Origin of the sequence: Pseudomonas sp. IT-P74 (assembly GCF_949768175.1) — a bacterium.
In the GTDB taxonomy this organism is placed as follows: domain Bacteria; phylum Pseudomonadota; class Gammaproteobacteria; order Pseudomonadales; family Pseudomonadaceae; genus Aquipseudomonas.
On record NZ_CATKQD010000014.1, the window covers coordinates 50,304 to 69,239 of the forward strand.

Sequence of the window (18,936 nt, forward strand, 5' to 3'; positions counted from 1 at the left end):
TCCTATAGACATACAGTACGTTAGTCCACAAACGCTTGATCTGGCCTCGCTTGATGCGTACCTTTGCCCGCTTTTCCGAATCCGTCCCCCCTTGGAGAGCGCCATGTCCGCTGATCTCGAGCATATCCGTCAAATCATGCGAGAGGCTGACTGCCTGTACACCGAAGCTGAAGTCGAGGCGGCCATCGCCCGCGTCGGTGCACACATCAATGAAGAACTGGCGGACAGCAACCCGGTGGTGTTCTGCGTGATGAACGGCGGGCTGATTTTCGCCGGCAAACTGCTGACCCATTTGCAGTTCCCGCTGGAGGCGTCCTACCTGCACGCCACCCGTTATCGCAACGAAACCAGCGGCGGCGAGCTGTTCTGGAAAGCCAAGCCGGAAGTTTCCTTCATCGACCGTGACGTGCTGATCATCGACGACATCCTTGATGAAGGTCACACACTGGGCGCGATCATCGACTTCTGCAAACACGCCGGTGCCCGCAAAGTGCACACTGCCGTGCTGATCGACAAAGACCACGACCGCAAGGCCCGTCCAGACCTCAAGGCCGATTTCGTCGGTCTGCCGTGCATCGACCGCTACATCTTCGGTTACGGCATGGACTACAAAGGTTACTGGCGTAATGCTAACGGGATCTTTGCGGTTAAAGGAATGTAAGAACATGAGCGTGCCGAGCTTTCTGGATCAGACCTTGTTTGCCGAGCTGGCCGGGAAAGCCGCGGCCAATCCTCGTGGGCGCCAGCATCACAATTTCCATCAGATGGAAGACGCTTGCCATCGCATGGCAGTGGGGTTGCAGCCGTCCACCTATGTCCCGCCTCACCGGCATCTGGGCGACAACAAGGCCGAAACCCTGTTGGTCCTCAAGGGGCGGCTGGGCGTGTTGATCTTTGACGAGACCGGTGCGGTGCTGAGCAAGACCGTGCTGCAGGCCGGTGGCGACTGTGTTGGCGTGGACCTGCCAACCGGTGTGTTCCACGGTTTGGTGGTGCTGGAGGCCGACAGCCTGATGTTCGAATGCAAGGCCGGTCCTTACCGCCCGGTCGGTGAGGGTGAGCTGGCGCATTGGGCGCCGCGCGAGGGCGAGCCCGGTGTTGCCGAGTATCAGGCGTGGATGCGCGCGCAGTTCGATTGATCCTTGACCTGTAGGAGCGAGCCTGCTCGCGATGGAGTGTCAGCTACATAGATGCCGTCTGACACACCATCGCGAGCAGGCTCGCTCCTACAGTCCTGTTAGCCCATGCTAGAGTGCTCGGCCTCGATTCCGGAGCCTGTCATGAGCCATTTGATCCGCTGCTGCGCCGCTCTGTTGCTGACCCTCAGCCTGCCCCTGGCCGCCGCGCCGGCGCCCATGCATGCGCAGTTCCTGCCGCCCGATGACCTGACCCTGCGTGACAGCGAGCCTGAGCAGCAGCAACTGATGCAGGTCACCGATTACTCGGTGGTGGTAGGCAGCCAGCGTCAATCCAGTCAACAGCCGATTCCGGTCACTTCACCGCTGATGATTCGGCTCAAGGGCAAATCCCTGAACAAGGGTGCCACCATCAGTCAGGTGCTGGTCAACTTCGATGGTGAAAGCAAAAGCCTGAAGAAGCCGGTCTTCGACGATAAGAGCAAGACCCTGACCCTTTATTACCCGCTGGCGCAATACCGGGTGGTGATCGATTTGTTGCGCAACGACACGGTGTATTGCCAGTTTCTCAGCTACGCCAATGGCCATGTCTGGGCCGATCTGCACACCGGCAGCACTCGTCCGCGTTGAGCCTTGAGCCCGCGCAGGGGTAAACTGCCCGCCCCGTGATATGTCTGCAAGCTGGAGTCGGCAATGCGTAAAGATAAAAAACAAGTGATTGGTGACGAGATCGGTGATGAGCAGATCAAGTTGTTCCTCGATTTCGAACCGGTCGACGCGACTTCTCCGTCCCTGCACAAACTGGTCAAAGCCTACCGTGGCCTGCGCATTGACGATTTCGCGCGTTTCCTGACGTTCTTCGTCGAAGCGGGTTACGACGTTGATGGCAAGGATGAACACGGCAAAACCTTCGTTGAACTGATCCAGGATCAGCGCAACGCGCCGGATTACATCGAGCTGATCGAAAAAGCTCGCGGCTGAGTAAATTTCAGCCATAAAAAAACGCCCCGCTCTCAGTGAGAGCGGGGCGTTTTTCATAAGGCCGAATCAAGCGTAGCTTTCGGTCTCGCTGCTGGCTTCAACCAGTTCCAGGGCAACGTTGTTCTGCGTGTTGATCTTGCGATACAGCGCAGCGTCGGTTTCCAGGACCTTTTCCCTGGCAGGGAAGATTTCTGCCAGTTTGCTGGCCCATTCGCCCTTGGTTTTGCCCGGGAAGCATTTTTCGATCAGCTCAAGCATGATCGAAACGGTCACCGAGGCACCTGGCGAAGCGCCGAGCAGTGCCGCCAGGGAACCGTCCTTGGCCGCGACCAGTTCGGTACCGAATTGCAGGATGCCGCCTTTCTTCGGGTCTTTCTTGATGATCTGCACCCGTTGGCCGGCCACTTCCAGGCGCCAGTCTTCGGCTTTCGCCTCAGGGTAGAAGCGGCGCAGGGATTCCAGGCGCTGCTCCATCGATTGCATCACTTCGCTGACCAGGTACTTGGTCAGGTCCATGTTGTTTTTCGCCACGGACAGCATCGGGCCGATGTTGCCGGCGCGAACCGACATCGGCAGGTCCATGAAGGAACCGTGCTTGAGGAACTTGGTGGTGAAGCCGGCATAAGGTCCGAACAGCAGGGACTTCTTGCCTTCGACCACGCGGGTGTCCAGGTGCGGCACGGACATGGGCGGCGAACCTACGGCAGCCTGGCTGTAGACCTTGGCCTGGTGGTGCTTGACCACTTCCGGGTTGTCGCAACGCAGCCACTGGCCGCTGATCGGGAAGCCGCCGAAGCCTTTGCTTTCTTCGATGCCCGAAGCCTGCAGCAGCGGCAGTGCCGCACCGCCAGCGCCGAGGAAGACGAATTTGGCGTCGACTTCACGGGTGTTGCCGCTGTTGACGTCCTTGATGCTGACGGTCCAGCCGCCGTTGTTGCGCTTGAGGCCGGTCACGCGCTTGCAGTACTTGACCTGAGCATCGGGTGCGCTGGTCAGGTGCTTGAGCAACTGGTTGGTCAGGGCGCCGAAGTTGACGTCGGTGCCATTGATCACGCGGGTCGCGGCGAGGGTTTCACCAGGATCGCGGCCAGGCATCATCAGCGGCATCCACTCGGCCATTTTGGCCTTGTCTTCGGTGTATTCCATGTCGGCGAAGGCGTGGTGCTTGCTCAGCACCTTGAAGCGCTCCTTGAGGAAGGACACGCCGCTGTCGCCCTGCACGAAACTCAGGTGTGGCACCGGGCTGATAAACGATTTGCACGAGCCGAACGTGCCTTTCCTGGTCAAATACGACCAGAACTGCTTCGACACCTCGAACTGGGTGTTGATGTGCACGGCTTTCTTGATGTCGACGGTGCCATCGGCGGCCTGTGGCGTGTAGTTGAGCTCACACAGCCCGGCGTGACCGGTACCGGCGTTGTTCCACGGGTTGGAACTCTCCGCGGCACCGGAATCCATCAGCTCGACGACTTCCAGCTTGATCGCGGGGTCGAGCTCTTTGAGCAGTACTGCAAGGGTGGCACTCATGATGCCGGCCCCAACCAGTACTACGTCGACTGCTTCGTTATGCGCCATTTAACGCGTCTCCAAAATCTGCAGCACCAAATTGTCGGCATGGCTGCCAGGCGTTCCGGGGCGAGTCAGTGATGCCCCTGGATCTCATGGCAGGATCGCCATGTCCGAATCTTCGCAATTTATCGCAACTTCGACGGACGCTACCTGCCGGGCCTATGAGCCATATGAACTCATTTCAGCGCGCGGGAGGCAATTCGACTTATGGTCGATACATCCGTTTGTGCAACCAAATCCGTAGCGGACAGGCTTCAGGCTCCGGTGTTCGAGGAATACTCGGTCCTGTGTCGTTGGGCTGTTGTAGACGCTAATGGTGCATGTTCAGACGCAAAACTATTCATTTGCTCGCCACACTCTTGTGAAGTTGTGAAAACCCGTTTTTTTCACGCTCTTTTGAAGACGTGAACCTCAAAAAGGGCTGTCCCAGCCTGGCACCGTGCCCGGGTGGATTGCCGCCGTGGGATACAGGGCAGGCAAAACGGGCAAACAGCTCAGTGACCGAGCGTAATGACAGCTCTGCAGATTCGCGAAAAGTGGAGGTTTTGCTCAACAAAACAGCAAGCGCGCCAGCTTCACTCGATCTGTGTGGGCGGCTCTCTGTGGGCGGTGCGGGGTGTCAATACAAGCGCATTGACGATGCTGCGAGGCCCGATCAGGAGACGTCCTTATAATCGGGGGGAGATTGTATCTAAGAAACGCAGGGAAATGGTCGTGTTTAATGACTTTTATTAGGTGTTTGGTCAGGTCGTCAGCAGTTGCTGTGCGCGAGACCGTGGTCGGTGCTGCTGCGAAACGACACGGACACCGGCGGGCAGCGGCTGATTCAGCCAGTTCAGGCGGATCTCTTCGATTTCAACCCAGCCGTCGCCCATGGGCTGGAGACTGCATTGCTTGAAGGCCTGGCAGTGGCCGTTGCGGTCGAGCAGGGCGAAGCAGCGATGCAGTGGGCGTGGCGCGAACAGAGAGATCAGATGGCGCATGGCGAAGTACCGTTTGGGTGACTGCCCAGAAGGTTGCCTGTAGGCCATTACGTGCAAGTGTATGGGGGGTGACATCTGTGTGACAGGAACCGCATGGTCAAAGGGTTTGTCAGAGATTTCATCAAACACTGTGCGGTGCTGGTTCCCCGCAGTGGCGCACCGCTATACTGCCGGCCTGTTTGTGCCTGATTCTGGAGAGAAGAGCATGTTGCAACGCCTGTTGTTCGGTTTGATCACTGTGACCAGTTTGACCCTGGTTGGCTGCGCCCACAGCCCGCAACAACTGAGCCCGGAACCCAAGCTGACGGCTCAACTGGCGCCCGTCGGCCACGGTCAGCCTGTAGTGGTGCGTGTGGTGGACGGACGTCCATCGCCAACGCTCGGCACCCGTGGTGGCCTGTACCCGGAGACCAGCGCGATTACCGTACAAGGTGCGCAGATCCTGCCGAAACTGCAGGCTCAGGCCGAAGCTGCCGTGCGCCTGTTGGGCTTCACCCCGACCGCCAATGCGGCGAACGCACCGCAAATCACCGTGACCCTGGCCGAGCTGAAGTATCAGTCGCCTAAAGAAGGCATGTACGTGACCGAAGCGACCATCGGCGCGACCTTCCGCTCCGATGTGCAGAACGCCAACCGTCGCTACAGCGGCCGTTATGGTGCGTCCCTGGACCAGCGCTTCGGTATGGCGCCGAACCAGGAAACCAACACCAAGCTGGTCAGCGATGTGCTCAGTGATGCATTGACCCGCCTGTTCAAGGACCCGACCGTGGGTCAGGTGCTCGGCGAGTAATGCGAGCCCCTGTAGGAGCGAGCCTGCTCGCGATGGTCGTTAACGATTACGCGGGAATCTGATACCCCGCGGCGTCTTCAAGTCCATCGCGAGCAGGCTCGCTCCCACAGGAGATCTGGGGTGTCAGGCGGCTTGCGAGTAAAAGTCCAGCACGCTCACGCCCGTCAGCAAATCCGCCTCTGGCAAATCCGCATGCTGGTGGCCACCGAGTGCGCAATACACCAGCCAATGACGATCCTGAACGTTGAAGGCGAGGCTGCCGACGAGGGCTTGTTGTTCTTCGCTGGGGGTGATGAGGTAAAGACGATCCTGGTTTTCGGCGTGGAGCATGACGTGATCCGTGTCGGTTTCGAGGCGCGCATGTTCGCCGATACAGATGACGAAGCCGTGACTCAGGGCAGCCGTTGATCAAATGCTTCGTTATTTGTCGGAAACAGAGGGCAGGTGCCGACGCTTTCGGTAGAATCCGCGCCGCGGTCGCCGGCCCGGCACCTGCCACCTGTTTTACTTGAGGTTTGTGATGTCGCTGCACTTGATGACGCTGTTTACCGCCCATCCCGCCAAATTGATCAATCTGCTGGCCTTGCTCTTTGCCTTCCCGGGCGGCTGGTTGCTGCACGCCACCCGTCGCCGCGAACTGCGTGCGATGGCCAGTTTGCAGGCGCAGCGCCAGAGCAGCCCCAAGGTAGAGCCCACGCTGGACTGGGCGACCTTGCGCATGAACCGGTTTTTTTACATCTGCGGCTTTGCGTGCATGGGGATGGCGCTGCTGGTGTCGTGGATCAGCACTCAGGTCTGAGTAATCGCAAAACCTGTGGTGAACAGATACAAAAGCGGCGCCTCGAGGGCGCCGTTTTCACATTCGGCCGAAACCGCTTACAGCGGCAATCCTGCCTTCACCCGGTACTGATTGCGCACCGGCGTCGCATATTGAAGCACCAGGTATGGACGATGCTCTTCAGGGCAGGCGTCCAGGCGGCGTTGCCATTCTTCCTGGGCCTTGGCCAGTTCCTCCGCCGGGAACATTTCGGCGGCTTTCGGCACCTGCAACTGCGGATCGGCGTCTTTCCACTGTGCATAAGCCAGGTAATGCACGGGGAACAAGCGGTATCCACTGAGGATTTGCCTGTCCATCTCGATCGCCAATTGCTTGGTGTCTTCGAACAGTTCGCTGATCGGCGCGGCAAAGTTCACGTGCACTCGGCCCTTGTAGCCGGTGATGCCCTTGGCGATGCTCACGTCATCCTCGCCCGGCACCTTGGTGTAACTGCCGGTGGTGGCGCGAATGTAAAGCTCGCGGGCCTTGGCCTGATCGCATGGGTCGTATTCGTAGCTGATCGACACCGGGGTCAGGTTCAGCGACCGGATGACTTCGCCGAACGGCTCGTCCTTGCGGCTCATGTGGAACATCTTGAGGATTGCCGATTCGGTACGATCGTCACCGTCCTTGGCGCGGCCTTCGGCCTGGGCGATCCAGATCGAGGCGCAATCGTTGCGGATCGAATGGTTGATGTACGCCGACAGCAATTGATAGGCCGCCATTTTCTCCCGGCGTCCGCTGATCGAGCGGTGCACGATAAAGCTCTTGTTCAGGCGCATCAGGTCGCTGACGAAAGGCTTTTGCAGCAGGTTGTCGCCAATGGCGATGCGTGGCGTCGGCAGGCCGGCGTGGTACACGGCATAGTTGACGAAGGCCGGGTCCATCACGATGTCGCGGTGATTGGCGATGAACAGGTAGGCGCTGCCGGACTTGAATTGCTCCACACCGGTATAGGTGACACCGTCGGTGGCGCGCTCGATGGTATGGTCGACGTAAACCTCGACTTTGTCCTGTAACGTGGCCACGGAGTTAATGCCGGCAAACTCACGGCGCAGCCGATGGGCTATAAGAGGTTTGAGTGCCCAGCCTAAAGCGCCGGCGAAACGCGGGAAGCGGAAGTGGGTGAGGATATCTAGAAACGCCTTGTCGCCAAGCAGCCGTGCCAGCACTGCCGGGACTTCGCTGTCGTCGTAAGGTCGGATGGCATCGAATTCGCCCATCATGCTCTCTTGTTAGAAACGGCTAGGGTAAGTAAAGGTTTTGATCGAAAAACCGGCGGGGCACGGTCTGAAAAAGTAGCCAGACAAAAATAGCCCTGCAAATAGACCGGCGATTATACGCACAAGTCACCTGGGAGACCGCGATGCTGGAAACTGCGCAATATGAATGTCCGTATTGTGGTGAGGAAGTCGAGACGACGCTGGATTTGTCCGGTGGCGATCAGACCTATATTGAAGACTGTCAGGTGTGCTGCCGGCCGATAACCTTCGTGTTGCAGGTTCATGAAGAGGAATGGCATCTCGACGTGTTCAGCGAAAACGAGTGAGGAGCGTGTATGCAGCGCATCTACGATCCGGAAAACCTGATGGAAGGCGAGTTGCTGCAGGGCATGCTCGCCAGCGAAGGCATCGAGGCGCATCTGGTGGGCCGTGATTTGCTCGGGGGCAGCGGCGAGTTGCCGATCTATGGCCTGCTCGGGCTGTCGGTCGATAACGACCAGGCCGAATACGCCCGCGAGCTGATCACTGCGTACAATGCCGCGCTGCCGCTGTCCGGCGATGAACCGGACAGCTTTCCCGGCACGCTGGTCTGTTAGGCTGGCGTTCGTTTGATCAAGAGCCGTGTTGCCCCATGTGTGGACGTTATGCCCTGTTTCGCTGGAACCCCGCCTTCGCGGCGCTGCCCGGTTTTCCCGCCGACCAGCAGGCGCAGTGGAACATTTCCCCCAATGATTCGGTGTTGATGCTGCGGGCCGGGCCTGACGGCCAGCGCACGCTGGCACGCGCGCGCTGGGGCCTGACGCCACCCTGGCTGACCGATTTGTCCCGCACGCCGGCCCACGCCCGCGCCGAAACCGTTGCCGAACAGCCAATGTTTCGCCAGGCCTTGCGCGAGCGCCGTTGCCTGTTGCCGGCCAATGGTTTCTACGAATGGCGCGGCACGACGCGCAAGCGCCCGTACTGGCTGACGCCGGGGGAGGGCTCGTCATTATTTTTTGCGGCGATCTGGGAGGCCTACCCGGTACAGGAGCAGGTGTGGCTGAGTACCGCGGTGATCACCCAACCGGCGGCGAGCCAGCGGCGGCCGTTGATTCTTGATGAGGCGGGGCAGGCCGCGTGGCTGGACCCCGAGACGCCGTTGCATGCTTTGCAAGCCTTGCTGGCCAGTGAGCCTGCCGCATTGCGCGAACGGGTTTTGGCCAACATGGTGAATGATCCGAAGCTCAATGGGCCGGAGTGTCTCACTCCGGGTTGAGTTATTGGTGGCTGAACGGCGATGTGAGCTTTGTCTGAATTGTGCGTCTTACGTCCATCGTATCTGGCGTCGATACATTTCCACGCCTAGGATACGCGGCATGTTTTCAGGGAGTTTTTTGATGAACAAGATTTTGGTTGTCAGTGTACTGAGCGCGGCGCTATTGCTCACCGGTTGCCAGTCGGTCAATACCACCAGTGGCGGCGCCGTGGGTGTGGAGCGCAAGCAGTACATGTTCAGCATGTTGTCCGCGCAAGAGGTCGACCAGATGTACGCCCAGTCCTATCAGAAGACAGTGGGCGAGGCGTCGAGCAAAGGTGTGCTGGACAAGACCAGCAATGAAGCCCGGCGGGTTCAGCTGATTGCCGACCGGCTGATTGCCCAGGCGCCGAACTTCCGTCCGGACGCGGCCCAGTGGAAGTGGGAAGTCAACCTGATCAAGAGCGATGAACTCAACGCGAACTGCGGTCCTGGCGGCAAGATCATCTTTTACACCGGGCTGATCGACAGCCTGCATCTGACCGACGATGAAATCGCCGCGATCATGGGCCATGAAATCGCCCACGCCCTGCGCGAGCACGGTCGTGAAGCGATGTCCAAGGCGTACGGCATGGAAATGGCGAAGCAGGGCGCGGGTGCGTTGTTCGGGTTGGGGCAGGACACACTGGCTCTGGCCGATACAGTGGCCAACTATGGCATGACCTTGCCCAACAGCCGCGCCAATGAAAACGAAGCGGACCTGATCGGTCTGGAACTGGCCGCCCGCGCCGGTTACAACCCGAATGCCGCGATTACCTTGTGGAACAAGATGACCAAGGCTTCGGAAGGTTCGCCACCGGAGTTCATGAGCACTCACCCGGCGTCGTCGAGCCGTATTGCGGCGTTGCAGGCGGCGATTCCGAAGGTCATGCCTTTGTATGAGCAGGCCAAGAAGTCCTGATAGTCATGTGCTGAGGCTGCTGGCCTCTTCGCGAGCAGGTTCGCTCCCACAGGGAAATGCATTCCAACTGTGGGAGCAAGCCTGCTCGAGATGAACGATAACGCGGTCTAACGACCTATCGGGTCAAACCCACCCGCTGCTCTGCATCGCCTTGTACACCGCGACAATCGCCAGGACGAAGAACGCCGACGCCGCCAGTCGACGGATCAGGGTCAGTGGCAATTTGTCCGCGGCAAAGTTACCGGCCAATACCACGGGCACGTTGGCAATCAGCATGCCGAGGGTGGTGCCGATGATCACCAGCCACAACTCCGGATACTGCGCAGCCAGCATCACGGTCGCGATCTGCGTCTTGTCGCCGATTTCCGCCAGGAAGAACGCGATCAGCGTGGTCAGGAACGGGCCGAACTTGCGGGCGGTGCTGGCCTCGTCGTCATCCATCTTGTCCGGAACCAGGGTCCACAGGGCCGTGGCGGCGAAGCTCGCGGCGAGGATCCAGTGCAGCATCGTGTCCGAGAAGAAACTCCCGACCCAGGCACCGACCGCACCGGCGGCCGCGTGGTTGGCCAGGGTCGCGGCGACGATACCGGCGATGATCGGCCAGGGCTTGCGGAAACGGGCAGCGAGAATGAGCGCGAGCAGTTGCGTCTTGTCGCCGATTTCGGCCAAGGCAACGATTGCGGTAGGTACGAGTAGTGAATCCAGCATCAGGGTTTTCCTAAGGGGCGGGTCGACACGGCTATGACACGTACAGCCTTCCCGCCCCGGGTAAGGTGTTCGTGTCATAGGTCTTGTCAAACCCTGCGATCCATCTGATGTGGATGCTTGGGTCGCATGCGCCATGGTCTTTTGACCAAGTATGTTGACGCATGCCGGACGAGCGTGGCGCTCGTGGGAGACTACTCCCCTAGGACGGAGCGGATTCTGCCTAGGCAGAATCCATTCGGCAAGCCTTCTTTTTCAAAAGAAGTTCTATCCGCGCTTGGCCCGGTAGATCCGAAAGCCCTGTCCTTCGGCCTTGATCGCACACACGCCAAGGTGCTCTTCGATCAGCGGTTGATACTTAAGGAAACTGTTGGCGACCAAGCGCAGTTCGCCACCGTTTTTCAGATGTTTTGCCGCTTTTCGCAGCAAGTTTTCCGTTGCGAAATAGTCGGTGTGCACGCCGACATGGAACGGCGGGTTGCTCAGGATCGCACTCAAACCCATCGGCGCGGCATCGATTCCGTCACCGGTAATCACCTCGGCTTCCAGACCATTGGCGGCCAGGGTCAGACGACTGCTGGCAGCGGCAAAGGCATCCACGTCCAGCAAAGTGACCTGATTGTGCGGGTAACGACGCTTCACCGCCGCACCCAAAACCCCTGCGCCGCAGCCGAAATCGAGCAGGTGACCGCTGGGCAGTTTATCCAGATGCTCCAGCAACAGCGCACTGCCGCGATCGAGGCGGCCATGGCTGAACACCCCCGGCAGGCTGATGACCTTCAACGGGCCTTCGGCCAGCGGCAGTTCGTAGGTCTGCGCCAGGCTTTCCAGCGGTTTGGCTTGCGGCGCGTTGGCCACGGTGACCAGCCAGAGCTGGCAGTGACGCGCGCTGTCGAGTTTGCGTGGCTTGCCGAACGGATTGAGTTGTTTGGCGGCACCTTCGATGCCGCTTTTTTTCTCTCCGACCAGGTACAGCTCGCGACCCGCCAGCCGCGAGGCGAGGGCGTTGAGGATGTAGTCGGTCAGGTCCTTGGCCTTGGGCAGGAAGACCACCGCTGTATCGAACTCGCGCTCGGGCGCGTTCACACCAAAATGGCTGCGCTCGGCGAAGCGGGCGTCCAGCGCGGCCTGATCGCCGGCGTGCCAGCACCAGCCATGAGCGTCGGGCAGGCGGCCCAGCAAGTCGTCGGCGGGCAAACCGGCCAACAACACCGAACCCTGGAATAACTCGGCCTGACGAAGCAGTACTTCACTGCGCGGATCCATAACTGCTCCCGTGGAAAAAAGTGCCGCAGTTTATCAACTGACGACCCGCAGCGCCTTACCGCTGAAGTATCCCAGTGCGTTTTCGGTCACTTGGCCAACGATTCGCTGGCGCGCTTCGCGGCTGCCCCAGGCGTTGTGCGGGGTGACGATCAGGCGCGGGATGTCGTGGGCCAGCAGCGGATTGCCATTGACGGGAGGCTCGACGCTCAGCACGTCAGTGGCGGCGCCCCCCAGATGTCCATTGCGCAAGGCGTCGGCCAGTGCCTGTTCATCAATCAATCCACCGCGTGCGGTGTTGACCACGAACGCGCCGGATTTCATTGAGGCCAGTTCGCGGGCACCGATGAAGTGGCGGGTATGTTCGTTGAGCGGGCAGTGCAGAGTCAGTGCGTCGATTTGCGGTAACAGTTCATCCAGCGGCAAGCGGTCCGGCCGGGCAGGGCGTCCGGGAATTTGCCCCAGCAGAACACGCATGCCGAAGGCTTCAGCCAGCCGTGCGACCGCGCCGCCCAATTCGCCATGACCGAGCAGGCCAAGGGTTTTGCCTTCGAGTTCGACGATCGGGTAATCCAGCAAGCAGAACTGTCTGGCCTGCTGCCAGCGGCCTTCGCCGACGGCTTTTTGATAATCGGCCAGGCGCGTGGCCAGATTGAGCAGCAGCATGATCGTGTGCTGCGCCACCGATGGCGTGCCGTAACCCTGGCAGTTGCACACGGTAATCCCGTGGGCGCGGGCGGCGGCGAGGTCGACATTGTTGGTGCCGGTGGCGGTGATCAGGATCAGTTTGAGATCAGGGCTGGCGGCCATGGTGGCGGCATCGATCAGGATCTTGTTACTGATGGCGACGGTGGCGCCCTTGAGATGGTCGATGACTTGATCGGGCGAGGTCTGGGCGAACAGCTGCAAATCGCTGAAACAGTTGCGCAGCGGGGCAAGGTCAAGGTCGCCGAGGTCCAGGGACGGGTGGTCGAGGAATACGGCGCGGCGAGTGTTCGTCATCAACTGTACCTTTTGTGCAATGAACTGAAGGCGTAATCTGCCAGCCTACCAGATGAAATAAATAGTTACGCTTGGCCTGAAGGAGCCCCCATGTACTGGACCGAGTTCTTGACCGTTGCCCTGATTCACCTGCTGGCCGTGGCCAGCCCCGGCCCGGACTTTGCCGTGGTGGTGCGCGAAAGTGTTACCCACGGTCGTCGCGCTGGCACCTGGACCGCGTTGGGTGTGGGTACGGCGATTTTCCTGCACGTGGGTTACTCGCTGTTGGGTATCGGCCTGATCGTGTCCCAGTCGATCGTGCTGTTCAATGCCTTGAAGTGGGCGGCCGCCGCTTACCTGCTGTACATCGGTTACAAGGCGTTGCGCGCGCAACCGGCCAAGCCTGTGGCAGACGATCTGCACAAGGAAGCCGGGGAGCGCACCGCCCGTGGTGCCTTCACTTCGGGGTTCGTCACCAATGGTCTCAACCCGAAAGCCACCCTGTTCTTCCTGTCGTTGTTCACTGTGGTCATCAATCCGCAAACGCCACTGGCCGTGCAGGCCGGTTACGGGGTTTACCTGGCGGTGGCGACAGCGATCTGGTTCTGCCTGGTGGCGATGCTGTTCAGCCAGCAGCGCGTACGCGCCGGTTTCGCCCGCATGGGTCACTGGTTCGACCGGACCATGGGCGCGGTGCTGATTGCAATTGGCGTGAAGCTGGCTTTTACCGAGATGCATTGATTGCGTAGTGACTGCAGGCCGAGAATCCCTGTGGGTGATGGCGCAACGCTAGCATTCGTAGGGTTCTGCAAATCATTCCTTTGGCTGATTTGGCTGACCTTCAAGGGCACTACAGTGCGTACTTTCAGTCACGACCGTGCAGTCAGATTAAAGGGATTATTATGTTGCAGACTCGCGTTATCCCCCCGGCCGAAGGCGCTTACCAGTACCCGCTGTTGATCAAACGGCTGCTGATGTCCGGTGCCCGTTATGAGAAAACCCGCGAGATCATTTACCGCGACAAGTTGCGCTATAGCTACCCGACCCTGATCGAACGGGTGGCCCGCCTGGCCAACGTGCTGACTGCGGCCGGGGTCAAGCCCGGGGATGCCGTGGGTGTGATGGACTGGGACAGCCATCGTTACCTGGAATGCATGTTCGCCATCCCGATGATCGGCGCGGTGATCCACACCATCAACGTGCGCCTGTCGCCGGAACAGATCCTCTACACCATGAACCACGCCGAGGACCGCTTTGTGCTGGTCAACAGCGAGTTCGTCGGCCTTTACAAGGGCATCGAGGGGCAACTGACCACGGTCGACAAAACCCTGCTGCTGACTGACCTGCCGGAAAAAACCGCGGACCTGCCGAACCTCGTCGGCGAATACGAACAGCTGCTGGCCGCGGCGAGCCCGCAGTACGACTTCGAGGATTTCGATGAAAACTCGGTCGCGACCACGTTCTATACCACCGGCACCACCGGCAATCCCAAGGGCGTGTACTTCACCCATCGGCAACTGGTGCTGCACACCATGGGCGTGTCGACCATCATGGGCGCGATCGACAGCGTGCGCCTGCTGGGCACCAACGACGTGTACATGCCGATCACCCCGATGTTCCACGTCCACGCCTGGGGCTTGCCGTATGTGGCGACCATGCTCGGGCTCAAGCAGGTGTATCCCGGCCGCTATGACCCGGAGTACCTGGTGGAGTTGTGGCGCAAGGAGAAGGTCACGTTCTCCCATTGCGTACCGACCATTTTGCAGATGGTCCTCAATGCCAAGGCCGCGCAGAACGTCGACTTCGGCGGCTGGAAAATCGTCATCGGCGGCAGCGCCCTGAACCGCACGCTGTACGAGGCGGCCAAGGCCAAAGGCATTCAGTTGACCGCCGCCTACGGCATGTCGGAAACCGGGCCACTGGTGTCGTGCGCGCATTTGAACGACGAATTGATGGCGGGTACCGAAGACGAACGCACCACTTACCGGATCAAGGCCGGTGTGCCGGGGCCACTGGTGGAGGCGGCGATCGTCGACACCGAGGGCAACTTCCTGCCCGCCGACGGTGAGACCCAAGGCGAGCTGGTGTTACGCGCGCCATGGCTGACCGAGGGGTATTTCAATGAACCGCAGAAGGGCGCCGAGCTCTGGGCCGGAGGCTGGCTGCACACCGGTGACGTGGCGACCCTGGACAGCATGGGCGTGATCGACATTCGTGACCGGATCAAGGACGTGATCAAGACCGGTGGCGAGTGGATCTCCTCCCTGGACCTGGAGGACCTGATCAGCCGTCATGCGGCGGTACGCGAAGTAGCAGTGGTCGGGATCCCCGATCCGCAGTGGGGCGAGCGGCCGTTTGCCCTGCTGGTGATCCGTGAGGGACACGCAATCGGGGCGCGGGAACTCAAGGAACACCTCAAGCCGTTTGTGGAGCTGGGACACCTGAGCAAGTGGGCGATTCCGAGCCAGATCGCCCTTGTTACTGAAATTCCCAAGACCAGCGTCGGCAAACTCGACAAGAAGCGCATTCGTGTCGACATCAGCGAATGGCAAGCCACCAACAGTACCTTCCTCTCGACGCTTTAAGCGTCTCCTGGCGTGCCCGAAAGGGCACGCCGGCCCCACCAAGCAAGCGCTTGGCTTGTCAAATCGAATTTTTCAGCCATCCTTGCCGTGCCGACGGGTGTCGGACTGGCGAAAGGACTGTTCCAGAGTGGCTGGCAACTGCAAATCACACTTTAGAGGGATCAAGCGCTACTACCTGCTGGCTATAGTCTGCTCAAGGATTTTTAAGAACGGGGCAACCGCACGAACAGGGGCGATGCAACTTTGGAATGACTTTGGGATGCCATGGCTCCCGGTTATCCACAACGTTTTTAGAAGTGCTCTTGCCATAAAAATAAAATGCACATGGAGTAGCGTCGATGACATCAGTTAATCAGTTCTGGCGCCGGGCGAAACTGCCCCTGGCTGTCAGTCTTGCCTCTACGCTCGCCGGGCCAGCATTCGGCGTCAGTTTCAACGTCGGTGAAATCGAAGGTCAATTCGACTCATCCCTGTCGATCGGTGCCAGTTGGTCTACCGAAAGTGCCAACAAGAACCTCATCGGTGTCAACAACGGCGGCAAGGGCCTGTCCCAGACTTCTGATGACGGTCACCTGAACTTCAAGAGCGGGGAAACCTTCTCGAAGATCTTCAAGGGCATCCATGACCTTGAACTGAAATACGGCGATACCGGTGTTTTCGTCCGTGGCAAATACTGGTACGACTTCGAACTGAAGGACGAAAGCCGTCCGTTCAAGGACATCAGCGACGAGGGCCGCAAGGAAGGCGCCAAGTCCGCCGGCGGCCAGATCCTCGACGCCTTCGTCTACCACAACTACGCCATTGCCGATCAGCCAGGCTCCGTGCGTCTGGGCAAGCAGGTCGTGAGCTGGGGTGAAAGTACCTTCATCGGTGGTGGCATCAACTCGATCAACCCGATCGACGTCTCCGCGTTCCGCCGTCCAGGTGCCGAGATCAAGGAAGGCCTGATCCCGGTCAACATGTTCTATGTGTCCCAGAGCCTGACCGAAAACCTCTCGGCCGAAGCGTTCTACCAAATTGAATGGGACCAGACCGTCGTCGACAACTGCGGTACGTTCTTCTCCCAGCCGGACATCGTCGCCGACGGCTGCGACGACAACCTGCGTGTGCTGAACAAGCGCTCGCAAATTCCGGCCATTGCCCTGGGGCCATTGGCTGCCAACGGCGTCGACGTCAACGAAGAGGGTGTTCTGGTGCGTCGTGGCCCCGATCGTGATGCCCGCGACAGCGGTCAGTGGGGCGCGTCCTTCAAGTACATGTTCGATCCGCTGGACACCGAGTTCGGCGCCTACTTCATGAACTACCACAGCCGTGCGCCGATCTTCAGCGCCACCGGTGCGCCGCAGTCGGTCTACAACACGGCCAGAGGGTTGCCCGGCCCGTTCGCGGCACTCGGTCCACTGCTGGTGGCAGGTAATTCGCAATACTTCATCGAATACCCCGAGGACATTCGCCTCTATGGCTTGAGCTTCTCCACCACCCTGCCTACCGGTACGGCGTGGAGCGGTGAGATCAGCTACCGTCCGAACGCGCCGGTGCAGCTCAACTCCACCGACATCCTGTTCTCCGGTATACGTCCATTGGGCAATAACAACCCGAACAATCCGTTGACCAATGCATCGCTGCTTACCGGCGTGCCGGGTCAGGACCTGCACGGGTATCGTCGCAAGGAAGTCACCCAGTTCCAGACCACCCTGACGCACTTCTTCGACCAGGTCATGGGCGCCAGCCGTCTGACCCTGGTGGGCGAAGTGGGCGTGACCCACGTTGGCGGCCTGGAAAGCACGTCCGACGTTCGTTATGGCCGCGATCCGGTCTACGGCCCGGGTGAGTTGCCAGCCTCTGGCGCGCTCGATACCTGCGTGGCGCTCAACACCAGCACCATCAACGGTGCCGGCCCGGGTACGCCGACCAACAACCGCAGCCGCAACTGCACCGACGAAGGCTTCACCACCGCGACTTCGTGGGGCTACCGCGGTCGTGCCATCTGGGAATACAACGACGTGTTTGCCGGTGTGAACCTCAAGCCGAACGTTGCCTGGTCCCATGACGTGAGTGGTTACTCCCCTGGTCCTGGCGGCAACTTCGAGGAAGGCCGCAAGGCGGTGAGCCTGGGTGTCGACGCCGAATACCAGAACACCTACACCGCAAGCCTGGCCTACACCAATTTCTTCGACGGCAAGTACACCACCGTGGATGACCGTGACTTCGTTGCGCTCAGCCTCGGCGTGAACTTCTAAGCACAGTATTTTCAGGACGAACACACATATGAAAATAACAAAGAGTCTGTTCCACGCCGGTGTTCTGGGTCTTTCGCTGCTGGCGACCAGCGTCATCGCAGCGGTACCCCAGGCCGAGGCCGACAAGCTGGGCAAGAGCCTGACCCCGATGGGCGCCGAAATGGCGGGTAACGCCGACGGTTCGATCCCGGCCTGGAAGCCGATGGCGAAAAACGCCGGTACGGTCGACAGCAAAGGTTTCCTGTCCAATCCGTTCGCCAGCGAAAAACCGCTGTTCACCATCACGGCGCAGAACGTCGACCAGTACAAGGACAAGCTCGCCCCGGGCCAGTACGCGATGTTCAAGCGCTATCCGGAAACCTACAAGATGCCGGTCTATCCGTCCCATCGCGGTGCCACCGTGCCGGATGACGTGTTCGCCGCTATCAAGAAGAACGCAACCAACACCAAGCTGGTGTCCGGTGGCAACGGCCTGGAGAACTTTGAAACCGCCATTCCGTTCCCGATTCCGAAAAGCGGCGTTGAAGTCATCTGGAACCACATCACCCGTTATCGCGGTGGTAGCGTGACTCGCCTGGTAACCCAGGCCACGCCACAGCCGAACGGCTCGTTCAGCCTGGTGTACTTCCAGGACCAGTTCGTGTTCCGCGACAAGATGAAGGATTACGATCCGGCGAACCCGGGCAACATCCTGTTCTACTTCAAGCAGAAAGTGACTGCCCCGGCACGTCTGGCCGGTGGTGTGCTGCTGGTGCACGAAACCCTCGACCAGGTGAAAGAGCCGCGTTCGGCGTGGGTCTACAACGCCGGCCAGCGTCGTGTGCGTCGTGCGCCACAAGTGTCCTATGACGGCCCGGGTACCGCGGCCGATGGCCTGCGTACCTCCGATAACCTGGACATGTTCAACGGTGCACCGGATCGCTACGACTGGAAGCTCGAAGGCAAGAAAGAGATGTACATCGCCTCCGACGCCTACAAGCTCGACGACCCGAGCCTCAAGTACACTGACATCATCAAGGCCGGTCACATCAACCAGGACCTGGCTCGTTACGAGCTGCGCCGGGTGTGGCATGTGGTTGCCACCTTGAAGGAGGGTCAGCGTCACATCTACGCCAAGCGTGACTTCTACATCGACGAAGATACCTGGCAGGCAGCGGTCATCGACCATTACGACGGTCGTGGCCAACTGTGGCGCGTAGGTGAGGCACATGCCGAGAACTATTACGACAAACAAGTGCCGTGGTATGCCCTGGAAGCCCTGTATGACCTGCAATCGGGTCGTTACCTGGCGCTGGGCATGAAGAACGAAGAGAAGTCGGCTTATGACTTCGGCTTCACTGCCACCACCAGCGACTTCACCCCGGCCGCCCTGCGTCAGGATGGTGTTCGCTAAGGTGAGCTGAGTAGAGGCCGCACCCTCTGAAAACGCCCCGACTGGTTCGGGGCGTTTTTTTTTGTTTGTAGACTT

General features: G+C 59.8%; 21 protein-coding genes and 1 riboswitch. Of the genes, 14 read left to right on the top strand and 7 right to left on the bottom strand.

Annotation, left to right across the window (positions count from 1 at the left end; genetic code table 11):
- Positions 1-103: 103 nt before the first annotated feature.
- The 4 genes from ACM6J5_RS12600 (at position 104) to ACM6J5_RS12615 (ending at position 2,117) form a co-directional block, all read left to right on the top strand.
- Positions 104-661, top strand: a complete 558-nt coding sequence (locus ACM6J5_RS12600) for a hypoxanthine-guanine phosphoribosyltransferase (RefSeq protein WP_056853257.1) — start codon at positions 104-106, stop codon at positions 659-661.
- A 4-nt stretch (positions 662-665) separates the two neighbouring features.
- Positions 666-1,139: a WbuC family cupin fold metalloprotein gene (locus ACM6J5_RS12605; protein WP_008045994.1), complete on the top strand. Its 474-nt coding sequence runs from the start codon at positions 666-668 to the stop codon at positions 1,137-1,139.
- 141 nt (positions 1,140-1,280) lie between these two features.
- Positions 1,281-1,766: a hypothetical protein gene (locus ACM6J5_RS12610; protein WP_095945288.1), complete on the top strand. Its 486-nt coding sequence runs from the start codon at positions 1,281-1,283 to the stop codon at positions 1,764-1,766.
- Between the two features lie 63 nt (positions 1,767-1,829).
- Positions 1,830-2,117, top strand: a complete 288-nt coding sequence (locus ACM6J5_RS12615; protein WP_095945289.1) for a PA4642 family protein — start codon at positions 1,830-1,832, stop codon at positions 2,115-2,117.
- A 66-nt stretch (positions 2,118-2,183) separates the two neighbouring features.
- Here ACM6J5_RS12615 and mqo read toward each other — a convergent pair whose 3' ends face one another.
- Both mqo and ACM6J5_RS12625 read right to left on the bottom strand, forming a co-directional pair.
- The gene (gene mqo / locus ACM6J5_RS12620) at positions 2,184-3,692 is read right to left on the bottom strand and encodes a malate dehydrogenase (quinone) (protein WP_095945290.1); all 1,509 of its coding nucleotides are present in this window, start codon (positions 3,690-3,692) and stop codon (positions 2,184-2,186) included.
- A 737-nt stretch (positions 3,693-4,429) separates the two neighbouring features.
- Complete coding sequence (locus tag ACM6J5_RS12625) at positions 4,430-4,669, bottom strand: hypothetical protein (RefSeq protein WP_095945291.1); 240 nt, start codon at positions 4,667-4,669, stop codon at positions 4,430-4,432.
- A 205-nt stretch (positions 4,670-4,874) separates the two neighbouring features.
- Between ACM6J5_RS12625 and ACM6J5_RS12630 the strand changes: the two genes are divergently transcribed.
- Entirely contained in the window at positions 4,875-5,459 is a 585-nt protein-coding gene (locus ACM6J5_RS12630; RefSeq protein WP_057713333.1) for a YajG family lipoprotein, read from the top strand.
- A gap of 123 nt (positions 5,460-5,582) precedes the next feature.
- On the opposite strand, the gene ACM6J5_RS12635 is transcribed toward ACM6J5_RS12630, so the two are convergent.
- Entirely contained in the window at positions 5,583-5,789 is a 207-nt protein-coding gene (locus ACM6J5_RS12635) for a hypothetical protein (protein ID WP_033052291.1), read from the bottom strand.
- Between the two features lie 190 nt (positions 5,790-5,979).
- On the opposite strand from ACM6J5_RS12635, the gene ACM6J5_RS12640 reads away from it, so the two are divergent.
- The gene (locus ACM6J5_RS12640) at positions 5,980-6,258 is read left to right on the top strand and encodes a hypothetical protein (RefSeq protein ID WP_095945292.1); all 279 of its coding nucleotides are present in this window, start codon (positions 5,980-5,982) and stop codon (positions 6,256-6,258) included.
- A 77-nt stretch (positions 6,259-6,335) separates the two neighbouring features.
- Here the strand turns inward: ACM6J5_RS12640 and ACM6J5_RS12645 are convergent, their stop codons facing one another.
- On the bottom strand, positions 6,336-7,502 hold the full coding sequence (locus tag ACM6J5_RS12645) for a 1-acyl-sn-glycerol-3-phosphate acyltransferase (protein ID WP_414928613.1): 1,167 nt from the start codon (positions 7,500-7,502) through the stop codon (positions 6,336-6,338).
- 140 nt (positions 7,503-7,642) lie between these two features.
- Between ACM6J5_RS12645 and ACM6J5_RS12650 the strand changes: the two genes are divergently transcribed.
- From ACM6J5_RS12650 to ACM6J5_RS12665, 4 genes are all read left to right on the top strand, one after another.
- Complete coding sequence (locus ACM6J5_RS12650) at positions 7,643-7,825, top strand: CPXCG motif-containing cysteine-rich protein (RefSeq protein ID WP_095943450.1); 183 nt, start codon at positions 7,643-7,645, stop codon at positions 7,823-7,825.
- Between the two features lie 9 nt (positions 7,826-7,834).
- Positions 7,835-8,095, top strand: coding sequence for a putative signal transducing protein (locus tag ACM6J5_RS12655; protein ID WP_007997086.1), 261 nt, complete (start codon positions 7,835-7,837; stop codon positions 8,093-8,095).
- Between the two features lie 35 nt (positions 8,096-8,130).
- Positions 8,131-8,754: an SOS response-associated peptidase gene (locus ACM6J5_RS12660; protein ID WP_218426689.1), complete on the top strand. Its 624-nt coding sequence runs from the start codon at positions 8,131-8,133 to the stop codon at positions 8,752-8,754.
- A gap of 121 nt (positions 8,755-8,875) precedes the next feature.
- A complete protein-coding gene (locus tag ACM6J5_RS12665) occupies positions 8,876-9,694 on the top strand; it encodes a M48 family metallopeptidase (RefSeq protein ID WP_095943451.1) in 819 nt (272 codons plus the stop codon).
- Positions 9,695-9,817: 123 nt separating this feature from the next.
- Here ACM6J5_RS12665 and ACM6J5_RS12670 read toward each other — a convergent pair whose 3' ends face one another.
- The 3 genes from ACM6J5_RS12670 to ACM6J5_RS12680 all read right to left on the bottom strand — a co-directional run bounded on the left by ACM6J5_RS12670 (position 9,818) and on the right by ACM6J5_RS12680 (position 12,664).
- Positions 9,818-10,402 carry a TMEM165/GDT1 family protein gene (locus ACM6J5_RS12670; RefSeq protein WP_020799770.1) on the bottom strand — a complete coding sequence of 195 codons (585 nt, stop codon included), beginning with the start codon at positions 10,400-10,402 and terminating at the stop codon, positions 9,818-9,820.
- Positions 10,403-10,491: 89 nt separating this feature from the next.
- Positions 10,492-10,614: riboswitch (yybP-ykoY riboswitch) on the bottom strand.
- A 52-nt stretch (positions 10,615-10,666) separates the two neighbouring features.
- The gene (locus tag ACM6J5_RS12675; protein ID WP_095943453.1) at positions 10,667-11,665 is read right to left on the bottom strand and encodes a class I SAM-dependent methyltransferase; all 999 of its coding nucleotides are present in this window, start codon (positions 11,663-11,665) and stop codon (positions 10,667-10,669) included.
- A gap of 33 nt (positions 11,666-11,698) precedes the next feature.
- The gene (locus tag ACM6J5_RS12680) at positions 11,699-12,664 is read right to left on the bottom strand and encodes a 2-hydroxyacid dehydrogenase (RefSeq protein WP_150672432.1); all 966 of its coding nucleotides are present in this window, start codon (positions 12,662-12,664) and stop codon (positions 11,699-11,701) included.
- A 90-nt stretch (positions 12,665-12,754) separates the two neighbouring features.
- Here ACM6J5_RS12680 and ACM6J5_RS12685 point away from each other — a divergent pair, with 90 nt between their 5' ends.
- The 4 genes from ACM6J5_RS12685 to ACM6J5_RS12700 all read left to right on the top strand — a co-directional run bounded on the left by ACM6J5_RS12685 (position 12,755) and on the right by ACM6J5_RS12700 (position 18,861).
- Positions 12,755-13,384 carry a LysE family translocator gene (locus ACM6J5_RS12685; RefSeq protein ID WP_056726246.1) on the top strand — a complete coding sequence of 210 codons (630 nt, stop codon included), beginning with the start codon at positions 12,755-12,757 and terminating at the stop codon, positions 13,382-13,384.
- 161 nt (positions 13,385-13,545) lie between these two features.
- Positions 13,546-15,228, top strand: a complete 1,683-nt coding sequence (locus ACM6J5_RS12690; protein WP_414928614.1) for a fatty acid--CoA ligase — start codon at positions 13,546-13,548, stop codon at positions 15,226-15,228.
- Positions 15,229-15,566: 338 nt separating this feature from the next.
- Positions 15,567-17,468: a DUF1302 domain-containing protein gene (locus tag ACM6J5_RS12695; protein ID WP_150672431.1), complete on the top strand. Its 1,902-nt coding sequence runs from the start codon at positions 15,567-15,569 to the stop codon at positions 17,466-17,468.
- A gap of 28 nt (positions 17,469-17,496) precedes the next feature.
- Positions 17,497-18,861, top strand: a complete 1,365-nt coding sequence (locus ACM6J5_RS12700) for a DUF1329 domain-containing protein (protein ID WP_095943457.1) — start codon at positions 17,497-17,499, stop codon at positions 18,859-18,861.
- Positions 18,862-18,936: the final 75 nt, after the last annotated feature.

Coding starts and splice junctions, on each gene's coding strand:
- ACM6J5_RS12690 (WP_414928614.1), top strand. CDS start 13,546: ATGTTGCAGACTCGCGTTATCCCCCCGGCCGAAGGCGCTTACCAGTAC.
- ACM6J5_RS12625 (WP_095945291.1), bottom strand. CDS start 4,669: ATGCGCCATCTGATCTCTCTGTTCGCGCCACGCCCACTGCATCGCTGC.
- ACM6J5_RS12635 (WP_033052291.1), bottom strand. CDS start 5,789: ATGCTCCACGCCGAAAACCAGGATCGTCTTTACCTCATCACCCCCAGC.
- ACM6J5_RS12665 (WP_095943451.1), top strand. CDS start 8,876: ATGAACAAGATTTTGGTTGTCAGTGTACTGAGCGCGGCGCTATTGCTC.
- ACM6J5_RS12670 (WP_020799770.1), bottom strand. CDS start 10,402: ATGCTGGATTCACTACTCGTACCTACCGCAATCGTTGCCTTGGCCGAA.
- ACM6J5_RS12615 (WP_095945289.1), top strand. CDS start 1,830: ATGCGTAAAGATAAAAAACAAGTGATTGGTGACGAGATCGGTGATGAG.
- ACM6J5_RS12630 (WP_057713333.1), top strand. CDS start 4,875: ATGTTGCAACGCCTGTTGTTCGGTTTGATCACTGTGACCAGTTTGACC.
- ACM6J5_RS12675 (WP_095943453.1), bottom strand. CDS start 11,665: ATGGATCCGCGCAGTGAAGTACTGCTTCGTCAGGCCGAGTTATTCCAG.
- ACM6J5_RS12610 (WP_095945288.1), top strand. CDS start 1,281: ATGAGCCATTTGATCCGCTGCTGCGCCGCTCTGTTGCTGACCCTCAGC.
- ACM6J5_RS12655 (WP_007997086.1), top strand. CDS start 7,835: ATGCAGCGCATCTACGATCCGGAAAACCTGATGGAAGGCGAGTTGCTG.
- ACM6J5_RS12605 (WP_008045994.1), top strand. CDS start 666: ATGAGCGTGCCGAGCTTTCTGGATCAGACCTTGTTTGCCGAGCTGGCC.
- ACM6J5_RS12695 (WP_150672431.1), top strand. CDS start 15,567: ATGACATCAGTTAATCAGTTCTGGCGCCGGGCGAAACTGCCCCTGGCT.
- ACM6J5_RS12680 (WP_150672432.1), bottom strand. CDS start 12,664: ATGACGAACACTCGCCGCGCCGTATTCCTCGACCACCCGTCCCTGGAC.
- ACM6J5_RS12685 (WP_056726246.1), top strand. CDS start 12,755: ATGTACTGGACCGAGTTCTTGACCGTTGCCCTGATTCACCTGCTGGCC.
- ACM6J5_RS12660 (WP_218426689.1), top strand. CDS start 8,131: ATGTGTGGACGTTATGCCCTGTTTCGCTGGAACCCCGCCTTCGCGGCG.
- ACM6J5_RS12650 (WP_095943450.1), top strand. CDS start 7,643: ATGCTGGAAACTGCGCAATATGAATGTCCGTATTGTGGTGAGGAAGTC.
- mqo (WP_095945290.1), bottom strand. CDS start 3,692: ATGGCGCATAACGAAGCAGTCGACGTAGTACTGGTTGGGGCCGGCATC.
- ACM6J5_RS12645 (WP_414928613.1), bottom strand. CDS start 7,502: ATGATGGGCGAATTCGATGCCATCCGACCTTACGACGACAGCGAAGTC.
- ACM6J5_RS12640 (WP_095945292.1), top strand. CDS start 5,980: ATGTCGCTGCACTTGATGACGCTGTTTACCGCCCATCCCGCCAAATTG.
- ACM6J5_RS12600 (WP_056853257.1), top strand. CDS start 104: ATGTCCGCTGATCTCGAGCATATCCGTCAAATCATGCGAGAGGCTGAC.
- ACM6J5_RS12700 (WP_095943457.1), top strand. CDS start 17,497: ATGAAAATAACAAAGAGTCTGTTCCACGCCGGTGTTCTGGGTCTTTCG.